General features: G+C 61.1%; 2 protein-coding genes. One reads left to right on the forward strand and one right to left on the reverse strand.

Features of this window, described 5'->3' with window-relative positions; translation table 11 throughout:
* On the reverse strand, nucleotides 1-798 hold a 798-nt coding region (locus ACXRVY_RS31265), incomplete at its 3' end, for a GMC family oxidoreductase (protein WP_458239243.1).
* Between the two features lie 132 nt (nucleotides 799-930).
* Here ACXRVY_RS31265 and ACXRVY_RS31270 point away from each other — a divergent pair.
* Nucleotides 931-1,038 (forward strand): helix-turn-helix domain-containing protein (locus ACXRVY_RS31270; RefSeq protein WP_458239244.1); only part of this gene is annotated, 108 nt, incomplete at its 3' end.

Genomic DNA, 1,038 nt, shown 5'->3' on the forward strand with positions numbered 1-1,038 from the left:
TTGCAGGATGCTGGGCGAACCGACCGAGCCGGCACAGAGGACGATTTCCTTGCATGCCTTGAAGGTTTTCGCCTGGCCTTGCCAGCGGGCGCTGACCGCCGAGGCGCGGCCATTGTCCAGCCGCACGCGGTCGACTTCGACACCGGTCAGTACGGTGAGATTGGGACGCTGGCGCACCGGTTTGAGAAAGGCCTTGGACGCGTTCCAGCGGATGCCGGCCTTCTGATTGACCTGGAAGTAACCGCAACCTTCGTTGTCGCCCTGGTTGAAGTCATCGATGCTGGCGATGCCGCTTTGTTCGGCGGCGCTGCGGAACGCATCGAGAATCGGCCAGGACAGGCGCTGGCGTTCGACTCGCCATTCGCCCGCGGCGCCGTGAAATTCGGCGGCGCCGGCAAAGTGGTTTTCACTCTGTTTGAACAGCGGCAACACGTCTTGCCAGCTCCAGCCGGGGTTGCCGTCGGCGGCCCAGCGGTCGTAGTCAGCAGCCTGGCCGCGCATGTAGATCATGCCGTTGATCGATGAGCAGCCACCCAGCACCTTGCCGCGCGGGTAGCTCAGGGCGCGCCCTTGCAGGCCCGGTTGCGCTTCGGTCTTGAAGCACCAGTCGGTGCGCGGGTTGCCGATGCAGAACAGGTAACCCACGGGGATGTGAATCCACGCATAGTTGTCGCGGCCACCGGCTTCGAGCAGCAACACACGATGTTGCGGGTTGGCCGACAGTCGATTGGCCAGCAGACACCCGGCCGGCCCGGCCCCGACCACGATGTAATCGTATTCATCCAGAGAAGTCTGCATCCCTGATCTCGTTTTGTTGTTCTTGTTGTCTGTCATCCTAGTTGTTAGCTTTCGTCAAAAGAATGTTAGTTTTTGCGCAGCCGCTGTGCGTTTTTAAACAGCTTCCCGAACGGCAAAGAACAAGGACGATTCATGTTCGACTGGAATGACCTGCGGTTTTTTCTCGAATTGCAGCGCAGCGGGCGTTTGCTCACTGCCGCCCGCCGCCTGAACACCACCCATGCCACCGTGGCGCGGCAC

The organism is Pseudomonas sp. P5_A2_2 (assembly GCF_054177685.1).